We start from the raw sequence: 17,939 nt of genomic DNA on the forward strand, positions 1-17,939 counted from the left end.
TGATCCATGTCGGTCTGCCGCCGGTCTCTCAGGGGCCGGCGGCAGATTGCGTTGTGGGCACAGATTGCTTTGTGGGGCGGCCGGGCTGTCGGTCGCGCAAGGCGTTGGGCAGTTCGCTCCAGCCAAGCAGCGTGGGGATGGCGAAGGCCCCTCCGGATCACACCGGAGGGGCCTTCATCGATGTCGTGCGTCAGCCGTGGATTACGGCCGTGGGCTCATCGGCCGGTCTTGGGCAGACCGCCGCCCTTCTTGGGAGCGGGCTTCACCGGTGCGGACTTCTCGGGAGCAGGTGTCGTCGGCTCGGCCGATACCGAGGGCTCGGGGGTGGTGGTCGGCTCCGGGGTTGCACTGGGCTCGGGTGTCACGCTGGGCTCAGGCGTGGCGGTGGGTTCGGGCGTGCTCGTCGGGCCGGGGGTCGAGGTGCCCTCGGCCACGGTCAGCGTGGTGCTCGATTCGATCACCGGAGCACCGGAGGCAGAGGTGCCGGTCAGCGAGAGGGCGCCCGAGGTGGTGGCCTGGACGTCGAAGGTGAACTCCAGCGATCCACCGGCAGCATCGAGCGCTGCAGCGGGGACGATGAGTGCATCACCCTCGACGGTTGCGTCGACCGAGGCCGAGCCATCCACGTAGGTGACGCCCTCGGGGAGGGCGATGCGCAGATCGACCGACTGGGCGTCGCTGTTCGGGTTCTCGATCGACGCAGTGATCGTCGAAACGCCCGGGCCGTCCAGCTCGGCCGGGGAGGCCGAGATCTGCGTCGGCAGCGACAGGATGCCGGTGGGGGAGAAGTTCGTCAGACGCTTGTACTCGGCCGATGCGCCGGGGGCGAGATCGACGGCCCAGCCGAGGGCCATGCCATTGTCGATGTGCGTGTCCGCATCGTCCAGCATGTTCGGCAGGGGATCGCGGGTCTCGATCATGTTCCAGACGTCGGAGTACCGGCCGTAGTAGTAGGTGCTGTCGGCCGTGAGCGGGATGAACTGCTCGACGCGGGTGCCGGCGGCCTTCTCGCCGTTCTCATCCGGGGCCTGGCAGGTGATCGTGCCGGTGGCTGCGTCATGGGTGCCGTAGCCGTAATCGGAGTCCTGCAGGTAGCAGTCGGCACCGTGGTACACGTAGCCGTCGATGGCGGCGTCGGAGATGTTCTTGACGCTCGTGGTGGTGCGGTACGCGTTCTCGCCCACGACATATCGGTCGGTCTGGGTGATCTCGACCGATCCACCGGTCACGACCGTCACGATCGTGTAGGGGTCCTGCGCAGTGCCGGAGCCGCTGGTCTCCTGCGAGACAGGCGTCCAGCCCTCACGTCCGATCATGCTGCCCGCGGGAACATGATCCGGGCCGAAAAGCTCCTCGCCGGAAGCGAAGAACGTGCCGCAGGCGGTCTCCGAGAAGAACTCCGAATATGTGTCACCGAGATAGTCGACGCGGCAGTTCAGGTCCGGCGAGATCTGCACCTTGGTCAAGGGGCCCTCGGGGCTGTCGATGTCCGCTGCGAGAGCGGGCACCCCAACGGCGAGAGCCAAGCCGGTCCCGGCGGCCAGCATGCTGAGAATGCGATTGCCACGCATGTTTCCTCCACGTCGATCAAGACTTTGCGCGAATCTTAACATCGCCTGAGAGAGAACCCATCGTTGAAATGGAAACCTTGCTGTTGTGGCGATATCCGGGTGTTCGAGTCGGCGTCGTCGATGAGGAAGAACGCAGGAGGGTTTCGAGTCTGGGGTGATCTGGAACCATGGGAGTCATGAAGAACCCGCGTGTGCTCAAACTGGCCGACCAGATCAAGCAGATCACTGCTCAGATGCTGGAGCGGCGGATCAAGGACCCGCGCCTGGGCTTCGTCACGGTGACCGATGTGAAACTCACCGGCGACACCCGGGAAGCGACCATCTATTACACCGTCCTGGGAGAGGACGCCGACGTGGCGTCGACGCAGGCGGCCTTGGACTCGGCCAAGGGATTGATCAGGTCGACCATCGGAAAGCAGCTGGGCTTGCGCTTCGCGCCGAGCCTCGCCTTCATGCCCGACGCGATGCCGGAGAACGCCCGCCACATCGAAGACCTGCTCGCGCGTACCCAGTACGAGGACGCCCAGCGTGCCGCCGCCGCGGCAGGGGCCCAGTACGCGGCCGGGGAGGACCCCTACCGCAAGCCACATCAGGATGACGCCGACGAGGAGCCCGCGTCGGTGGAGGACCGGTCGGACGACGCTCGGTGAGCGGTTTCCTCGACCCCGGTGTCGTGATCGTCGACAAGCCCAAGGGCTGGACGTCACATCAGGTGGTCGGACGCCTGCGTCGTGTTCTGGGCACCCGCAAGGTGGGGCATGCCGGCACGCTCGATCCCATGGCGACCGGGGTGCTGGTCGTGGGCGTCAACCGGGCCACGCGCCTGCTGGGGCACCTGATGCTGACCCAGAAGCGCTACACCGCGACGATGCGTTTAGGGGTGACCACCACCACCGACGACGCCGAAGGTGAGATCACGTCGTCACCGGGGGCGAGCGGAGTCACCGAGGACGATGTGCGTCGCGCCATGGCGCAGTTCACCGGGCGCATCGAGCAGGTTCCCACGGCGGTGTCGGCGATCAAGGTCGATGGCAAGCGTGCCTATCAACGCGTGCGGGACGGGGAGGACGTCGAGTTGGCTGCGCGTCCGGTCACCGTGGAGCGCTTCGACCTTCTGGAGGTCCGTCATGCCGGGGATGCCGTCCCGGTGCTGGACTGCGACGTCGAGGTCGTCTGCAGCTCCGGCACGTACATCCGGGCGTTGGCGCGGGATGTGGGGAAGGCGCTGGGCGTGGGCGGGCATCTGATCGCGTTGCGTCGGACGCAGGTCGGGCCGTTCACGCTCCACCATGCGCAGGCGTTGGATGATGGGATGACGGTTGCAGATGTGGACATGCTGCCGATCGCGGATGTGGCGCGACTGTGCTTTCCGGGTCGCCAGCTCGACGGTGATGCAGCGACACGCGTACGACACGGGAGGCGACTCGAAGGATGGGCGCTGACTGGGGTGACAGCGCTCTTCGATGGTCCAGAGTTTCTTGCGCTCTATGGGCCTGACGGGCGGGACGCCGTCGCGACCGCAGTGTTCGTGTGAGTACCGGGCATACGTAGGTAATGACGCATCCGGGGACGCAGACGGATTCGTGCACATACCGAGTGTTTCGGAGGTCCAAGTTCCGCATCTGCTCGGTGTCGTTAGGCATGGTTTTCGCCCCTGCGCTTCCACGAATCTTGAGTCATCGGACCACGACACACTAAGGAGAATCCGATGGCGCTCAACGAAGCAGAGAAGAACGACTTCATCGACAAGTACACCAAGGTCCTCGTCGGCAGCTGGTCGGACGAGGAGTTCAAGAGCCGCCTCGAGAACGAGCCCCGCGCCGTTCTCGCCGAGGTTGGTCTTGAGATCCCCGCTGATGCCGATCTGAAGATCATCGCCACTGATCCGCAGTCCGGCGAGAAGGATGAGAATGGCAACCACGTCGGCCACCTCGATCGCCAGATTGCCCTGTGGGAGGTCGGCCTGAGCACCGGTCTCTACCAGCTGTTCATCCCGGAGACCCCGATGGTGAACATGGAAGACCTCGACCTCGAGCAGCTCGAAGCCGTTGCTGCCGGTGGCGACATCTACTGCTGCTGCTGCCCCTGCTGCTGCTGCGCCTGACGACCGTCCCGGCCAGGTCCCGCAGGGATCGGGCCCTGAATCAACCACTCACTCCAAGGAGATTGACATGGCCATGACCGATGCCGAGCGCGAACAGTTCAAGAAGCAGTACAGCGACATCATGGTGACTGCCTGGGCCGATGACGACTTCCGTCGTCAGCTGGTGGAGGCGCCTCGTGACGTTCTCGTCGACCGTGGAATCGAAGCTCCCGCCGACGCCACCATCGAAGTGGTGACCGAGGGTGTCGCCACCGCCGAGGACGGCCTTGAGACCCAGCTGGAAGCCTGGGAGAAGGGGCTGACGTCGGGTTCGATCAAGCTCTACGTCCCGAAGGCACCCGAGCTGGACCAGAAGGGGCTGAGCCCTGAAGAGTTGGCCACCGTTACCGGCGGCTACTGCTGCTCTTGCTGCTGCGCCTGATATTTGACCCAACAGACCGGATGCCGGGATGACCGGCATCCGGTCTGTTTTATATAATGAGCCCTTGTATTGCTAGGGTCGCGGAGTCACATACGAGCGGTGCACGTGGGGCGGTTAACCATGAATCCGAGGGTGTCTCGAGAGCAGTCCTTGTTGCGGTTTGAAGAACTCACTTGGTTGCGCGACCGGATGCACGACCGCAACGAGCACGGCCGCTCGGCTGTCGTCGTCGCCTCCCCGGACACCGGACTCACCGCGCTGCTTCAGGCTCATGCCGCGACTGTGGAGCCAGCGGCCTACTTGGGGTGCCCCAGGAACGGCAATGACGACGTGCGGTTCTGGATTCACCGTGGGGGAGGCGAGCTTGAGTCTTTGTCGATTCCCTGGGATCAAGCCTTGGAATCCGTGGATCGGCTCGTGGCCGCCGACTTGAAGTTGCTGTGCATAGATGACGTGGCCAATCTTGCGGCGCCGCAGCGGGATGAGCTTTTCGCCGATATCGACCGATGGACGATGCAGGGTACGGCCACGCACGTAGGGCTGGTCGCAACCGGGGAAGCATGGGTGAAGGATCTGACAAGTCGTGCTGAAGGAGCCGTCTTGGATCTGGGACCCCTGCCGATCGTCGACTTGGCTCAGTTCTTGGTTGCTTCGGAACGTCTTGAGGAGGAAGTGGCCGGAGCCGTTGCCGAAGTCAGCCATGGCTTCCCGGGGATAGCTCGACGCATCTGTCGCGATCTGTCCCGCAGCAAGCGCTTCGGCATCGACATGACGCGGTCGTGGGTCCTCTCTCGCGGCGAGGGGGTGCTGCGTGACTATGTACAGCAGTACGTTCCCCCATGCGGCGAGGCGTGGAGACTGCTTGTCCTGAGCGTCTTCCTGCAGCCCCACGTTCGCTTCGAGGATGTCCGTCGGGCCACCGGGCTGGGTTACACCATGACGGCGGAGGTTCGTGCAGCCGAGGACTTCGCATGGGTTCCGTGTGCTCAGGACGTCAACGATGTGCTTGCGAGGGCCCTTGTCAGCGACGTTCCCATCGAGGCTCGAGAGCAGGTTGGCCGGGAGCTTGAGATCCTGACCGAGCGGTTTTCCCTCCCACCCATCAAACGCTTGGCAAATCTGGGAATCCTGGGGTTGAGTGACGCTCACTTGGCAGCCGCGAAAACCATCGCCGAGGACGCCGCGAACAACGGCGATACCGAGACGTTGGGAGCCGTGGGTGACCAGGTGATGCGTACTGCTGCGAACCTCCGTCAGGTGCGTTGGGCGCAACAACTCCGCCTCATGTCATGGCAGGGCCGAGATTGGAATGGCCTGATCGAAGCGGCCACGGTCCGTAGTGAGACGACCACTGCGATGGACTGGACCGGATTGAGCCCGCTGTTCGCACTGGAGAACCCAGGTGTTGCCTACAAGCTCATGGATGTGGGAGGCAACGGGGCACGTCATGTCGCACAGCAGCAGGGGCCTTTGTGGATGGCGCTGGTGGCCAACGAAGCAGTGGGTGACGGCTTCTCCGCTCGGGAATGGTTGCGACGCAACCGTTGCCGTCGAAACGAGTGCGAGATGTTCTTGGCCAGACTCCTCATCCGAGCGTGGACCGGTGGGGCGGCTCATGCGTCGCTGCGGCGGGTGGAAGCTCGCATGAGGAGTCAAACCATCGTGGCCGACATGGGCGCGGACACCGCATTCATTCTGGCCTTGGCCCATTTGGCACTTGGCGACGCTGCTGCACTCTCGCTGTGGGCTCGAGTGGGTGCGGTCAGTGCTCGAGATGACCGCATCGTGGACGCTGCGTTCGGGGATCTCCTCTTGGCCCAGAGCCGCGTTCGCCAAGACGCCCCGGAGGCGGCGTGTGAGTTGGCAGAGTCCGCGCGGAGTCAGTTTGCTGCAATCAGAGCCGTGAATCTTGAGCGGCTGGCCCATTACACAGTGCTCCATGCAGCGTTGGAAGCGGCATCAACCGATATGGAGCACGCTGCCCCGGCCATTGATGATCCCACCATGCACCCAGTCATCGAGGCGTACGGATGCTATATCGCCGGAAGAATCCACGATGCCGCTGGACGGTCGGATGAAGCAGTTGAGCATCTTTTCCGGGCTGGAAAGACGCTGCAGCGGTCGAAACTGCATAACCCGACCCTCATACCATGGCGGCAGGAACTGGTGCAGATCTATCGCAAGGCTGGCGAATCGAAGTTGGCTCACCTGATCGATGCCGAGCGTGACCGGGCACTTGCTCGCTGGAACGACCGGAATCCCATCCCCGACCTAGCGTTGCGCCAAACGTCGGAATCGGTCGACGACCTCGCATCCCGTGTTTCGCAGGCCGAAGCACGCGTCGTGGAACTGGCATTGCAGGGGAAGACGAATATTCAGATTGCCCAAACACTCATCATCAGCAAACGCACCGTCGACACACACCTGAGCAACGTCTACAAGAAGTTGGGACTGAGTGGTCGTGCCCAGCTGCATGAGACGTTCCCGATGGGCTGGCCCATGCAGGGAGCCGAGCCCATCGTCCGCATAGTCTGAAGGTCGACATCGTGATACCGGTTTGAGGTGCCGAAACATGGCCATCACATGCTGCGAAGCAGCACGAGCAGTTGTGGTGAATCAGTGGCGCAACATGAAGGGGGCCATATGGTCAACGCATTCCTGTGGCGCCTCCAACAGGGGAAGGTGCCCCAGACCTTCAAGGTGGACCAAGGTTGAGTTCGGTACCCTCGCGCGCAGCCGCTGGGCCGAGTCGCGGAATTGGGGAATGTCTTGGGTGCCGGAGAGGACCAGCGTGGGGACCGTCAGCTCGCCCAATGCCTGATCGGAGTGATCCAACGTCGTGAGTCCCGCCATCTCGTCGGAGCCAAGTTCTGCAAACGAGTGCTGATCGATCAGTTCCACCACCTGGTCGTAGCGCTCGGGGTGCTGACGCAGACCACTGAAGATCCGCGGGGGCTCGGCCATCCAGACCTTCGTGAGAGCGGAGCCGCGAACCCCGAATGCGTAGAGCCCCGCCAGCAGGCGGTACTTCGCGGCAGCTTCGGGGTCGTCTTCGCCTTGCGCAAGGGTTGGTGCAGCCAAGGTCAGGCTTCGCAGTCGGTGACGGAGTTGCATGGCAACCTGGAGAGCGATCCCGGATCCGTAGGAGAGTCCCACGAGGTGTTCGACTTGGTGGTCTTCGATGGTCTGTACCGCGCGGCTGGTGGCTTCTTCGACGTTCATCCGAACGTGTGTCAAGGAACCGTGTCGGGGCAGGTCGATGCCCACATGCTGCCAGTCTGGAAGCAACTCCCAGATGCATTCGAATACTTCTGATCGCATGGTGTACCCGTGGACCCACGCGACTACGGGGGTCATTTGCCCTCACCCGACGTGGCGCCCGCGCAACTCGTGTCCCCAGCTACCGGTGGGATGGTTTGGAACCCAGCGCAGAATTGACGGAATGCACGTACCGTGCCGTCCAGAACATCCAGATGGTCACACCCTGGGGTCAACCCCTCCCATACCGGGATATCTTGCTGGAAGGCACGCTCGGCGCCAGCGACAGCGTGTTGCAGTTTCTCTTGGGGAAGGTTGGCAGAGATGGCAACGCGAACGGCGCACCCTCCCTCAGGCAGAGGAAGGACACCGGTCACGACGAGAGGATCATCAGGAGTACTGCCGTATCGCGTCAGGACGAGGCTGGGGCTGACTGCAACCGCGTGGAATTCGCTGTCCTGCGAATCCGCCCCGCCACGAACAGCTGCGACCAGTTCCGCCGGATCATCGTCCCGGGCTTCTTGGGCGAATGGGTCCGTACCGGTGCGGAAGGTCGCGTGGATATGACATGCGCCTGCGTCATCCTTCCGGGTGCGAGCATTCATCACGAGGGGAACCCCGTGGACTGGAGCGAAGTGATGAATGTCGAACGCATTCTCGGGGATCAGCCGAGGTTCAGCCGAGACCGTGGTGTGGACGGCGCTGTGCACATCACCCTGTAGGAGCTCACCGAGGAGGGCCGCGAGCCCTCGGTCTCCCGAATCAGAGTCAGTGAGGCGGCCAAAGATCATGCCTCCCTTTTCCATGACCGGGTAACGGGTCAATGACCCCACGCGGAAGGATCGCGCATGGAACGGACATGCGACCACGTCGTTGCCCCGTTTGGTGCGCAGCAGGGTTCCACCTGAGAGATCCGCACCACGGTGTGGGCAGACGGCGTCTGCGAACACCACTTCATCGGCGAGCCGGAGCAACATGAGTCTTCGGTGACCGATTCGAACAGGCGTGATCGTTTCGGTGAGTTCTTCGACAAGGGCGAGTAGGTACCACCCGTTGTGTAGATCGTTGGTGGTCATGGAACTCTCCTAATTCCTGATGTGCTGACGTACTTCGCTGGCGGCTCGAACTCCAGATGCATGAGCTTGATCCAAGAACGGAGCGCGTCCCTGTGCCTGGCTGGCTTCGCCGGCGAAGAACACCCGCTCTTCCCACGGTTGTCGCCATGTGGCGGCTGCGGCGGCCACTTCGGGCCCCGGTTTCGTGAAAGCACCGGCACGCCAGGGTCCCGAGGACCAATCCTCGATCAGTGGCGGATCATCGGTGATCTTCAACGTGGGATCGAGGGCCGTCACAGCGCGCGTCAAGGCTGTCGGTGAGGACGCGAGAGCACGCAGTTTCGATGCCTGCGGCCCCTTGCTCACGGCCACGACATACTGCTGATTGCCGAGTACGGTGACGTGGCCCAAACCGCCGTCGCCGTCGAATGTGAAGCGTTCGCCGGTTGCGCGCTGTTCGAGTCGCAGAGCCACGACAACACCGTCGCCGGCCTCGAGTCGACCAGCTGCTGTGATACGCGAAGACGGTAGACCGGTGACCCTGAGAGTACCGTTGGCGACCAGCGGCGGGGGGATGGTGATGACAACCTTGTCGGCGTCCACGACTCCGTGTTCCAGCACGAGTTGAACCCCATCATTGGTCAGACGGATCTCGTGAACGGCATGGCTGAGGCGCACATCCAAGCCTGCGGCCCAACGATGCAAATGGGTTTCCAATCCCGTACCCGCTCGTAGTTGTTGATCGGAGGAGCCGGCGTACCAGTCCTCGGTGCAGAACGAGCCGAGTGACGTATGGGCCACGGCGGTTGCAGTGTTCTGTTGGAACCATTCGATGAACACCTGCTGGTCAAGGCGGGACACTCGCGCCATGCGCAACGCTTGCTGTACGCTCACCGAGCCCATCCCCATCCCGGACAGTTGTTTGTGAATGTGTCTCAAGATGGTGAGGGTACGAAGGGGGGAGGAGACCTGGGTGTCCCCGGTCAGCGGGCGAGCGGCTCCATCGACCACGATCACTCCACGTTCGAGTGAGGTTGCCGCCGGGGAGCAGTCGCTGGCGAGCATCGCGTCATGGAGCAGCGGGTTGTCGGAGCCATGGATGACCTGGGCTCCGAGCTCCACGACAGGATCCGTTGTGGACTGTCCTTCCTGCGGACGTAGTGAGCGGACTCGACCGCCGATTCGGTTGGTCGCTTCCAACACGCTCACCTCGTGGTCGACCGCGAGACTTCCGGCACAGGTGAGGCCAGCCAGGCCGGCTCCCACGACCACGATCTTCATCCGACCATGACCTTTCACCGTGCTGCCCATCGCAGGGCAGCCGGTCGCATGCGGCGGGGGAAGGGCTCAGAGGTCCACGACGAATCACCTTCCAACACGAACTCGTGCCATCGGTCGAGCATGGCTGTCCAGATTGTCGGGAGTGCGATGCGGGTCAACGCCGCTCCCATGCAGTAGTGCGCGCCATGACCGAATCCCAGAGGCCGGCCTTGTTCGCGACTGGGATCGAAGAGAGAAGGGTTCTCGAACTGTTCCGGATCGTGGTTGGCAGCGCCAAGGTGCACCAAGCAGCGTTGTCCACCACGAACGGTTCCGGAAGGCAGATCGATGTCTTGCAGGGCTTGGCGCGCGGCGAAAGGAACGGGGCTCTGCCACCGCACGAGTTCTTCGAGAAACGCTGTTGGCGCTTCGAGCATCTTGCTGCGTAGCTCGGGGTCCCTTGCAAGCATGAGACCCGAGGTGACCAAATCGGTGAGGGGACTGAACCCACCGATTATGCACAGCCCCATTGTTGCCGCCTTCTCCTGCGACGAGAGTCGTGGATCTGTGGCGAATCGCTCTGCTGGGCACTGTGGCTCGGAAACGTCCGCCAGTGTCGCCACGTGGCTGGTCGTCCACCGATCCACCATCGTCGAGGCGGCCACCGTCTGCAACCGCAGGGCGGGTTGGGGCAGTGGGTTGAGTACGAGTCGCGAGGCTCTCACCATCTGGAGGAACTTCGCGGACAACTCGGTCGTGAGGACGGCAGCCAACGCGGCGGCAGCGGTGTGGTCCGCGAGTACCTTGTCAACCGGGCCTTCGTTGCCAACGACCGAATCGATGGACGCTTCAACTGAACGGGCGATCTGTGGACGCATGGTTGCGACAGCGGCTGGCCCCAGCAACGCTTGGGCGGGAGCTCGGAGACGGGCTTGTTCGGCGCCGTCAGTGGTGAGCATGGAAGTAACAACCCCGCCTGCGTCTCGTCGATCCTGCTGGGCTTGCTCGGCCGACATGTTTGGAGAGCTGAGGGCGGCCATCACGTCGCGATGACGTGTGATCACCAGCAATCCGCTGGCCGGGTCCAGATGTAGGGGATCTTCACGCTGAAGTCGATGCCACGTCGGTATCGGGTTGCGAAGAGTTTGGGGGGCCCAGATTCCAGCCCGTTTGGTGGCATCAGCGGACACGGGGCCCTCGCCACTTGAACGTGATAGCGGTGAGGAAGGTGCCGAGGATGATCCAAGCCACCAGGGTGACCACGATTCCTTGGAGATTCCAGACTCCGCCAGCTTCCACGGCCTTGAACGTGTCCGGAAGGAAGACGTGTCGGAAGCCGCGGGTCATGGGAGCCAGGGGAAAGACGGAGGCGATGGTTTGCATCCACCCTGGAAGCATGTGGAAGGGGTAGAAGACGCCGGAGATGAACTGGAGGATCATGAAAGGTGGAGTCGTGACTGCGGCTGCGGACTTCGCATTGGGAATCAGCGCGCAGTAGGCGAAACCCGCCATCGTGCAGGCCGCTGTGCCGAGCAACAACACCCAGATGAATGTGCCCCACAGTGCGGCTGTCGCCGGCAGGTCCAGCTGGAACAACAGCACAGCCACAAGCAACAGGAGAGCGACCTCCAACACCGTTGTGATGAGGACCATCAGTACCTTGCCGATGAAGTAGGCCGATTTCGGCATGGGTGAGGAGGCCATCCGGCGGATGATGCCGTGCTCTCGTTCGATGACGACGCTGATCGTCAAGCCGCTGAAGGCTGTGCTCATGGCGCCAGCAGCAATGATGCCGCTGATGAACACTTGGCGGAAGTCGACGTCGGTTCCCTCAACCGGGCCTGAGAACACAGATCCGAAGATCAGCATGAGCAGCAGGGGCAGTGACACGGTGAAGACGAGCGATTGAGGATTGCGGATGAAGCCCAGAAGCTCCACCTTGATTCGCGCAAGGGTGGCAGGCACGATGCCAGGCATGCTCGGTTCGTCGGCGTGGACCGCGGCCACGTTCGCGAGTTGGGCAGTCATCTCTTTCACTCCGTCTTCTCGAGGGATACGAGGGCAAGATAGGTGTCTTCCAGCGTGGGACGTTTCACGATGAGGCCAGGGACTTCATCGTGTCCGCGTTCCTTGGCCCATGACGCGAGCTCCTGGACGACGCGGGTCGGCTGGTCCGTGGCGAGCGACACTCGGCCGGTGTGATCGTTGAAGGGGACAGCCAGTTCCTTCGGGAGCCGAGGCTCGTCCTTGTCGATTGGATCGCAGATGACCTGGGTGGTGTGACCGGCGAGCGTCGTGAGTTCGCTCAAGGTACCGACCTGACGCATGCGTCCACGCGCGATGATGCCAGCCCTGTCGGCGAGTGCTTCGGCCTCGTCCAGATAGTGCGTGGTGAGCACTGTGGTCACGTTGCGTTCCTTGAAGAAGCGCACCAGATCCCAAGCTTGGCGACGCGCTTCAGGGTCCAAGCCAGTGGTTGGCTCATCGAGGAACAGCACGTCGGGTCGGCCGGCCATTCCCACAGCAACGTCGAGCCGACGTCGCTGACCTCCGGACATCGAGGATGCTCGGGAGCGGCTCTTCGCGGTCAGTCCCACCATCTCGATGAGTTCATCAGGGTCGAAGGGGTTCGGGTAGAACGCTGTGAAGTGCGAGACGACTTCGCGCACGGTGAGTTCTGCGAAGTCGGCCGTGTTCTGCGGGACAACGCCGACTCGTGCTCGCCAAGCTCGGCGGTCCTTCCCGGGATCCTCTCCGAGGATGGAGACCTCGCCCGAGGTGCGGGTGCGGGTACCCACCATGATCTCCACGGCGGTGGTCTTGCCTGCACCGTTCGGGCCCAATAGTGCGAACACTTCTCCGCGGTGGACGACCATGTCCAACCCGTCCACCGCGTTGAAATCGCCGTAGGTCTTGACGAGTTGTTTGACCTCGATCGGATTCTCGCTCATCGTCACTCCTCGTTGCTTGGCATCAGATGCTGCAGCAGCACGGGCAACAGCAGCAGTGCCCGGCCACGTTGATTTGGCTCAGCTCGGACACGTCCAGCGGACTGGACGGGATCTGTGGAACGTTGGGGATGACGAGCCGACAAACGCCGTTGGTGTGTCCCTCCACCCATGCCTGGTAGTGCTCGCGCAGTTTGGTGGCTTCGGGCTCAGGACTCGCTGTGGTGGAGGGTTCGAAGCTTATGGTCACGTCTGCCGATTCGGGGACGATGAGGCCCTTTTCCGCCAGGGCATCCCGTGGGGAATCGCGGAGCTTCTCGGCGTAGTCGTCGTCGGACCAGAACTGCACGAGCACTGCCGCATAGAGCCGTATGAACTCTTCCTCCGCGATCACGCTGTCCCTCTCGTCTTGCCATGTGTCGGCACCTGCCCAAGCCTCGCCGGAGCACTGGGCCCCAACAAGTGCATTCGGTACTGAAGGGGTACGTAACTTCGCTGCCGCGTTCGGCTCGATGCGTACGGTGCACGCAGTGGTGAAGGTGAACAGTCGGAGAACGATTCGCATTGGACGATTCCGCATACGCAGGGGTGCTCGGAGCCCTTCCCAAACCCGCATGCCAGTGGATGAATGGTGGTCATGCAGCAACCAGCCGAAGCGCCCGCTTCTCGGGGAATGTGCTCCCCACGGACCGCGTCGGAACACAGCCGTGTCCCGACGCGTGCTGTGAGCCTCGACGAGGTGCGGAACCACCCATTGCGCTTCCTCGCGGAACAGGCCGGGTATGGAGACCTCTCTGTATACGAGGCCGGCGGAGAGCAGATCGTTCTCGCCAACCATCCCGACCACGTCAAACAGGTCCTCGGCTCCGCGGCCGGGTGTTTCACGAAGGCAGGCACGCCGGATGATCTATTGCTGCGTGGTCTCGTCGGAGAAGGCCTGCTCACCGCAGAAGCCGGTCCTTGGCGGCGTCAACGGAGCGTTCTGGCTCCCATGTTTCGTCGAGCGCGGGTGGTACCAGCCGCCGAACGCATTCTTGACATCGCCGAGTCGCTCACAGAGGCATGGGAGCGTGAGCCCGGCGCGCGCTGTGTGGACGGCGAAATGTCCAGCGTCGCGCTGGACGTGCTGGTAGGGGTGCTGCTCGACGTCGATGCGGCCACCATTGGACCGGCGTTCGGGGAGGCCGTTGCCGAGCTCAATGCCCATCTTGGGAGAGGTGCCAACCGGACCGGAACTCCCCCTCAAAAGGTGAGTGAGGCACGACGGTTGATTCGTGCCATCGCAGGCGCGTTGATCCAGTCCGGCGCCTACCGGAGTGATGGACCCGAGTCGAACATGCACGAGTTGATGCGTCTTCACCGCGGGCCCGACCTGGCCGATCAGGTGCTCACGCTGATCATGGCAGGTCACGAAACGACAGCTCGGGCGATGAGTTGGACACTGCTGTTGTTGGCACGACACGAAGACGTGCAGGAGCAGGTTCGCACCGAGGCACGCCAGGTTCTGGGCAGGGAAGGCTCAATACGCGACAAGGTCGCCCAGATGCCACTCACCGAGGCCGTGGTGCGCGAGTCGATGCGGTTGTTCCCTCCAGTTTGGTCCATGAGTCGTCGCTCCACGACGGAGACGTCCATCGGGGGGATCGAGATTGCTTCGGGGACGCTCGTGGTGCTCAGCCAATGGCTGCAGCATCACGATGCTCGGTGGTGGGACGATCCATATGAGTTCAAGCCCGAGCGGTTCCTTGAAGCGGGCCCCTTGCCTGCCGCCTACTTCCCGTTCGGAGCCGGGGATCGCATTTGCATTGGGCAACATCTGGCCCTGATGGAAGTCGTGTTGGTGGTGGCTACGATCCTGCGACGCTTGCGCTTGCGTGCGGTGGGCCCCATGCCGGTCCCCGAAGCCCTGATCAGCCTGCGGCCGGCAGACGGGGCTCGTGTCATTGTGGAAACGGAGCGCGGGATATGAGTTACGACCCCAAGGATATGGGGCCCAGTCTGGCATGGGAACTGCGTCGGCTGGAACGTCAAGCGGAACTGTCGTTCGAAGCCGAACTGAGAATCCTGGAGAAGCTGCTCACAGGACGCACGCCATCCCGAGTGTTGGATCTTGGGTGCGGCTCGGGGGCTTTCACCCGTCGACTGCGGGACGCCTGGCCGGCTACCACCGTGGTAGGGGCCGATATCGACGGCGACATGTTGGCGCTGGTGGCCGAACCCACCAAGCTCATCGGACCCGACGAGACGTTGGTGCATGAATCGGAATCGGCCTACGAACTCATCATCATCCGATACGTGGCCCAGCATCTGTCCCCAGAGAGCCGTGGATCGATGTGGGCTCGTTGCCGGGCTGCCTTGGCCGAAGGCGGCCATGTGGTGGTGATTGATGTCGATGACTCCGATTGGGGAACCGTCCAGCCTCAGGACCACACTCTGGAGCCGATCTATCAACGCATCTCCGCATTCCAAACGCGCGGTGGGAGCGACAGATCAGTGGTCGGCCATCTGCCCGACGAGCTCAAGGCCGCTGGCTTCATCGAAGTCAGCCGGGTAAGGGATCACGTGGCTTCGTCAACCCGTCCGATCGACGATTTCGAGCCTCATCTGTCACCCACCCGACATGCCGGCCTAGTCGTGCAAAAGGTTCTGTCCTTGGCGGAGATGGCACGGCTTGCAGCTGCATGGCAGTCGGTTCGCTCCGATCCCGATGCCTTCATCTCCCTCAACATCCACGCTGTCCACGCCACCAACCCGAGCCAAACCACGTCAGTCCACACAAGACCGGAAGGGGTCATGTAATGAATGCCAACCTGCGAATCTTCATCGCAATCTTCTTCTTCATCAGCGGCATCGTCGGGGTGGTGCTCTCGGTGGTCAATTTCAACCAGCAACCGATGGCCGTTGCACCCGGAACCATCTTCGGCGTCGTAGGGCTCGTGGCCTTGGTGGCCGGCTGGCTGCTGGTCCGCAAGCCCCGGTACTGAGATCGCCCCACACACCAATAGACACAAGTAAGGAAGTTCGTCAGCATGACCCCGTTGCGTTTCCGAGAGAGCCTCGACGTGCACTTCGTCGATACCGACAAGTTGTTCTTGTTGTCGGAGAACATGAACGTCCTGTTGGACAACCCGGTTGCGGTAGCGGTAGCACGGCAGGTGAATGGGCAACGCAACCTGTCTCAGGTGGTGGCGGCCTTGGCGCCTGAGATCTCGCCCATGACGGCCTTCGCAGTCACCAAGGGCATGTGTCAGGCGGGCTACCTCATGGAGGGAGCACCCACCGGTGACGACTTCGCCGCCTACCTGGATGGCCATGGTCTGGACTCCTCCGCAGTGCGGGGGCGTGCAGGCTCGACCACGGTGGGCATCGTTCTTCTGGATGAACGAGCAGCTGCTGCCCAGGCCGCTGAACAGTCGCGACAGGCACTGGAGGGGCTCGGGTGTGCCGTGACAGTGGTTGCCGCCAGTGAGTGGCGACAGGTGGGGGATTCCTCCCTGCTCGTGGTCATGTGCGATGACTACTTGCAGCCCTCGCTCCGAGAGATCAACGAGTACCGAGTCGCTACCGAGTCCCCTTGGCTCCTCACACGTCCTTTGGGAAGCACCCTGTGGGTGGGCCCCACGTTCATGCCGGGTGAGACTGGATGCTGGCGCTGCCTCGACCAGCGCCTGACGGCGAATCGGCAAGTCGAACGCTATCTGGCGGAGAAGAACAGCCACGACTATGCGGCTGCATCGGTCCGGGGGTTCCTGCCGGGTAGCGAAGGCCTGATTGCAGGCTTTCTTGCACGTGAGGTGGCGAATCTCATCGGCGAAACCCAGATGCGTACCAGCGGCGTGATGTTGAGTGTTGATCCAGGGACACTCGAGGTGGAAGAGCACGCCTTGATTCACCAGCCGCAGTGCAGTGCTTGCGGCGACCCGGATCGCGCCTTGAACACTGCAGGGTTCGAGCTTGGTGAAGCCACTGCGACCGATCTCAAGGATGGTGGCTTCCGCGTGTGTAGCCCCGAGGAAACGGTGGCACGTCTCGAGCACCACATCAGCCCCTACCTGGGTGCAGTGTCACGCCTGGAGAGCCTGGGAGTGGACACCGAGGGCGTCACGTACTCATTCGGGGCTGGACACAACTTCGCGATGATCAGTGATGACGTGGCGCTGCTGCGCAGCAACATGCGGGGGCAAAGTGGCGGCAAGGGACGCACCGAGGCGCAGGCCAAGGCAAGTGCCATCTGTGAGGCGTTGGAACGTTACTGCGGCGTCTGGAGTCCTCAGGTTCCTGCTGTGCGGGGTAGCTTCAATCGCCTGCGGGACGAAGCACGCGTCCTGCACCCCCACGATTCACTGCTGTTTTCGGAGACCCAGTACGACAACCGAGCAACGCTCAACAAGCTGCCAGATCATCGTTTGCACCGGATTCCCAAGCGGTTCGATGAAGATCGTGAAACGAACTTCACCAAGGCGCGGTCGCTCACCACAGGTGAGGAGGTACTCGTGCCCGGTGGCCTCATCTGGTACGGGGAACCTGATACGAGAACCCACCACTATGTGAGCACTGACTCCAATGGTGGCGCGGCCGGCAACACTCTGGAAGAAGCCATTCTCCAAGGACTCTGTGAGGTGCTCGAACGAGACTCGGTTGCACTGTGGTGGTTCAGCCGGGTGCAGCGGCCGGCAGTCGATCTCGATTCGTTCGGTGACCCTTACATCGCACGGTTGCAGGAGTTCTATGCCGAGATGGATCGCAGCCTGTGGATGCTCGATCTGACCTCCGACATCGGTGTTCCGACGTTCGCAGCGCTGTCCCGCCGGGAGCACGACGTCGAGGACATCATGCTTGGGTTCGGATGTCATCCCGACCCCCACGTCGCGATGTTCCGATCGATGACCGAGCTCAACCAGTTCCTGCCCTACGTGGTCCGCAGGGATGCCCAAGGCAACACCCTGTACCAGACCGACGACGACGCCACGCTGAACTGGTGCAAGACCGTCACGTTGGACACCGATCCGTGGCTGCGACCCCACGATGGCCTCAAGGCCTACACCAAGGCCGACGCTGATGCCACGCGTCCGAGCGCTCGTATCGACCTGGCCGTGGGGAACCTCGTGGAGCGACTGCAGGGGGCTGGCGTGGAGACACTCGTGGTGAACCAGACCCGCCCAGACATTGATTTGTCGGTGGTCAAGGTCATCACCCCTGGGCTGCGGCACTTCTGGCCCCGTAGCGCACCGGGCCGTCTCTACGACGCGCCTGTTGCCATGGGCTGGCTCGAGGAACCGCTGACTGAAGCGCAGCTCAACCCGCGAGGGGTGTTCTTCTGAC

At 62.8% G+C, this 17,939-nt stretch carries 17 protein-coding genes; 9 read left to right on the top strand and 8 right to left on the bottom strand.

Annotation, left to right across the window (positions count from 1 at the left end; genetic code table 11):
- Positions 1-215: 215 nt before the first annotated feature.
- Positions 216-1,571 carry a hypothetical protein gene (locus FB460_RS13365; RefSeq protein WP_246044404.1) on the bottom strand — a complete coding sequence of 452 codons (1,356 nt, stop codon included), beginning with the start codon at positions 1,569-1,571 and terminating at the stop codon, positions 216-218.
- A gap of 176 nt (positions 1,572-1,747) precedes the next feature.
- On the opposite strand from FB460_RS13365, the gene rbfA reads away from it, so the two are divergent.
- The 5 genes from rbfA to FB460_RS13370 all read left to right on the top strand — a co-directional run bounded on the left by rbfA (position 1,748) and on the right by FB460_RS13370 (position 6,631).
- Entirely contained in the window at positions 1,748-2,221 is a 474-nt protein-coding gene (gene rbfA, locus FB460_RS11825; protein ID WP_142094405.1) for a 30S ribosome-binding factor RbfA, read from the top strand.
- Positions 2,218-3,105 carry a tRNA pseudouridine(55) synthase TruB gene (gene truB, locus FB460_RS11830; protein WP_142094406.1) on the top strand — a complete coding sequence of 296 codons (888 nt, stop codon included), beginning with the start codon at positions 2,218-2,220 and terminating at the stop codon, positions 3,103-3,105. Before rbfA ends, truB begins: the two co-directional genes overlap by 4 nt.
- Positions 3,106-3,279: 174 nt before the next feature.
- Positions 3,280-3,675 carry a hypothetical protein gene (locus FB460_RS11835; protein ID WP_142094407.1) on the top strand — a complete coding sequence of 132 codons (396 nt, stop codon included), beginning with the start codon at positions 3,280-3,282 and terminating at the stop codon, positions 3,673-3,675.
- Positions 3,676-3,742: 67 nt separating this feature from the next.
- Positions 3,743-4,096: a hypothetical protein gene (locus FB460_RS11840; RefSeq protein WP_142094408.1), complete on the top strand. Its 354-nt coding sequence runs from the start codon at positions 3,743-3,745 to the stop codon at positions 4,094-4,096.
- Between the two features lie 132 nt (positions 4,097-4,228).
- On the top strand, positions 4,229-6,631 hold the full coding sequence (locus FB460_RS13370) for a helix-turn-helix transcriptional regulator (RefSeq protein WP_170210081.1): 2,403 nt from the start codon (positions 4,229-4,231) through the stop codon (positions 6,629-6,631).
- A gap of 81 nt (positions 6,632-6,712) precedes the next feature.
- Here the strand turns inward: FB460_RS13370 and FB460_RS11850 are convergent, their stop codons facing one another.
- From FB460_RS11850 to FB460_RS11880, 7 genes are all read right to left on the bottom strand, one after another.
- Entirely contained in the window at positions 6,713-7,453 is a 741-nt protein-coding gene (locus tag FB460_RS11850) for an alpha/beta fold hydrolase (RefSeq protein ID WP_142094410.1), read from the bottom strand.
- A complete protein-coding gene (locus tag FB460_RS13520) occupies positions 7,450-8,430 on the bottom strand; it encodes a Rieske 2Fe-2S domain-containing protein (RefSeq protein WP_142094411.1) in 981 nt (326 codons plus the stop codon). The genes FB460_RS11850 and FB460_RS13520 overlap by 4 nt, the downstream gene beginning before the upstream one ends.
- Before the next feature lie 9 nt (positions 8,431-8,439).
- On the bottom strand, positions 8,440-9,690 hold the full coding sequence (locus FB460_RS11860) for a flavin monoamine oxidase family protein (RefSeq protein WP_170210083.1): 1,251 nt from the start codon (positions 9,688-9,690) through the stop codon (positions 8,440-8,442).
- A gap of 14 nt (positions 9,691-9,704) precedes the next feature.
- Positions 9,705-10,628: a cytochrome P450 gene (locus FB460_RS11865; protein WP_170210084.1), complete on the bottom strand. Its 924-nt coding sequence runs from the start codon at positions 10,626-10,628 to the stop codon at positions 9,705-9,707.
- Between the two features lie 220 nt (positions 10,629-10,848).
- The gene (locus FB460_RS11870; RefSeq protein ID WP_142094414.1) at positions 10,849-11,697 is read right to left on the bottom strand and encodes an ABC transporter permease; all 849 of its coding nucleotides are present in this window, start codon (positions 11,695-11,697) and stop codon (positions 10,849-10,851) included.
- Positions 11,698-11,702: 5 nt separating this feature from the next.
- Positions 11,703-12,620, bottom strand: a complete 918-nt coding sequence (locus FB460_RS11875; RefSeq protein WP_142094415.1) for an ABC transporter ATP-binding protein — start codon at positions 12,618-12,620, stop codon at positions 11,703-11,705.
- A gap of 22 nt (positions 12,621-12,642) precedes the next feature.
- The gene (locus FB460_RS11880) at positions 12,643-13,011 is read right to left on the bottom strand and encodes a hypothetical protein (protein ID WP_142094416.1); all 369 of its coding nucleotides are present in this window, start codon (positions 13,009-13,011) and stop codon (positions 12,643-12,645) included.
- Positions 13,012-13,356: 345 nt separating this feature from the next.
- Between FB460_RS11880 and FB460_RS11885 the strand changes: the two genes are divergently transcribed.
- Genes FB460_RS11885 through FB460_RS11900 form a run of 4 tightly spaced genes read left to right on the top strand, consistent with a single transcriptional unit; the run spans position 13,357 to position 17,938 of the window.
- Positions 13,357-14,586 carry a cytochrome P450 gene (locus FB460_RS11885; RefSeq protein WP_170210085.1) on the top strand — a complete coding sequence of 410 codons (1,230 nt, stop codon included), beginning with the start codon at positions 13,357-13,359 and terminating at the stop codon, positions 14,584-14,586.
- Positions 14,583-15,416 carry a class I SAM-dependent methyltransferase gene (locus FB460_RS11890; RefSeq protein ID WP_142094418.1) on the top strand — a complete coding sequence of 278 codons (834 nt, stop codon included), beginning with the start codon at positions 14,583-14,585 and terminating at the stop codon, positions 15,414-15,416. Before FB460_RS11885 ends, FB460_RS11890 begins: the two co-directional genes overlap by 4 nt.
- A complete protein-coding gene (locus FB460_RS11895) occupies positions 15,416-15,601 on the top strand; it encodes a hypothetical protein (protein ID WP_142094419.1) in 186 nt (61 codons plus the stop codon). Before FB460_RS11890 ends, FB460_RS11895 begins: the two co-directional genes overlap by 1 nt.
- Positions 15,602-15,646: 45 nt before the next feature.
- Positions 15,647-17,938, top strand: coding sequence for a TOMM precursor leader peptide-binding protein (locus FB460_RS11900; RefSeq protein ID WP_142094420.1), 2,292 nt, complete (start codon positions 15,647-15,649; stop codon positions 17,936-17,938).
- The last annotated feature ends 1 nt before the right edge of the window (position 17,939 follow it).

The organism is Propioniferax innocua (genome assembly GCF_006716235.1).
GTDB classification, from domain to species: Bacteria; Actinomycetota; Actinomycetes; order Propionibacteriales; family Propionibacteriaceae; genus Propioniferax; species Propioniferax innocua.

Excerpts from the sequence above, each read along its gene's own strand:
- FB460_RS13365 (WP_246044404.1), bottom strand. The coding sequence starts at position 1,571 with ATGCGTGGCAATCGCATTCTCAGCATGCTGGCCGCCGGGACCGGCTTG.
- rbfA (WP_142094405.1), top strand. The coding sequence starts at position 1,748 with ATGAAGAACCCGCGTGTGCTCAAACTGGCCGACCAGATCAAGCAGATC.
- FB460_RS11835 (WP_142094407.1), top strand. The coding sequence starts at position 3,280 with ATGGCGCTCAACGAAGCAGAGAAGAACGACTTCATCGACAAGTACACC.
- FB460_RS11840 (WP_142094408.1), top strand. The coding sequence starts at position 3,743 with ATGGCCATGACCGATGCCGAGCGCGAACAGTTCAAGAAGCAGTACAGC.
- FB460_RS11850 (WP_142094410.1), bottom strand. The coding sequence starts at position 7,453 with ATGACCCCCGTAGTCGCGTGGGTCCACGGGTACACCATGCGATCAGAA.
- FB460_RS13520 (WP_142094411.1), bottom strand. The coding sequence starts at position 8,430 with ATGACCACCAACGATCTACACAACGGGTGGTACCTACTCGCCCTTGTC.
- FB460_RS11860 (WP_170210083.1), bottom strand. The coding sequence starts at position 9,690 with ATGAAGATCGTGGTCGTGGGAGCCGGCCTGGCTGGCCTCACCTGTGCC.
- FB460_RS11865 (WP_170210084.1), bottom strand. The coding sequence starts at position 10,628 with ATGCTCACCACTGACGGCGCCGAACAAGCCCGTCTCCGAGCTCCCGCC.
- FB460_RS11870 (WP_142094414.1), bottom strand. The coding sequence starts at position 11,697 with ATGACTGCCCAACTCGCGAACGTGGCCGCGGTCCACGCCGACGAACCG.
- FB460_RS11875 (WP_142094415.1), bottom strand. The coding sequence starts at position 12,620 with ATGAGCGAGAATCCGATCGAGGTCAAACAACTCGTCAAGACCTACGGC.
- FB460_RS11890 (WP_142094418.1), top strand. The coding sequence starts at position 14,583 with ATGAGTTACGACCCCAAGGATATGGGGCCCAGTCTGGCATGGGAACTG.
- FB460_RS11895 (WP_142094419.1), top strand. The coding sequence starts at position 15,416 with ATGAATGCCAACCTGCGAATCTTCATCGCAATCTTCTTCTTCATCAGC.
- FB460_RS11900 (WP_142094420.1), top strand. The coding sequence starts at position 15,647 with ATGACCCCGTTGCGTTTCCGAGAGAGCCTCGACGTGCACTTCGTCGAT.